The sequence below is a fragment of the Rhodococcus sp. APC 3903 genome, from assembly GCF_030407755.1.
Taxonomy (GTDB): Bacteria; Actinomycetota; Actinomycetes; order Mycobacteriales; family Mycobacteriaceae; genus Rhodococcus_F; species Rhodococcus_F erythropolis.
Genome location: NZ_JASDCV010000091.1, coordinates 1 through 852 on the forward strand (window position 1 = coordinate 1; position 852 = coordinate 852).

Below are 852 nucleotides of genomic sequence, written 5' to 3' on the forward strand. Positions count from 1 at the left end.
CATGTCCCGACGTTCGACGTCGCGTGGGCTTTTCGGCGCACTCGCCACCGCAACTGTGTTCGCCACCGTCACAGCGGTGGGAAGCCTGTCAGCAAGCATTGCAGGAGCCGCCCCGGCAGCGGAGATCCCCTTCGGCGGTTGGGATTCATGTCCGATCGACAATCCCGAGACCAGCACCTGTATGGACGTCACGGTTACCGGCGGAAACATGAAGATCGGCAAGCTTTCCGTCGGCATTCCCGCCGGGGCGATGCGCATCGCAGGCGGAGTTGCATACCGGGAGAATCCAGAGGCCGAATTCGGATTCGACCAAGTCTTCATCCCACCGAACGACAACAGTCGGGGGATCTACGCCGAACCTATCGACATCCCCGGGGGCGCACTCGGAATCGACCTACCATTCAACAATCTCTTCGGACTGAACAAGGCCTCGGCCACCGTCGAGTCGACGTCTGCACTCCCCACCGTGGATGCATTTCAGCTTGGCGTGAAGCTACCCGTCAAATTGAAGATCGCGAACCCTCTCCTCGGCGGCAAATGCTACCTGGGCTCGGACAGCAACCCCGTTCAACTCAACTTGGATGTGACCGAATACGGCGTCCTCGAGGAGGTTCCAGGTTTCCCGGATACTGCCGTCGTTCGAAACACCGGGCACACCGGACAGCCCTTCGCCGTCCCGACAGCTTCCGGATGTGGCCCGTTCGGCGTTCTGAATCCAATCGTCAACTGGCGCGCCGGGCTTCCCTCGTCCACCACGTCCAACTCCCTCGCCACGACGAGTGACGTCTACAACATCGGTGCCGACAGCCTCAGGCCACAGCCGGCCGGCTCACCCGAACCCGCTGCCGTCAT

General features: G+C 61.7%; 1 protein-coding gene. It reads left to right on the forward strand.

What is annotated here, in order from left to right; all coding sequences use genetic code 11:
• On the forward strand, positions 1 to 852 hold an 852-nt coding region (locus QMA15_RS32645), incomplete at both ends, for a hypothetical protein (RefSeq protein WP_290289343.1).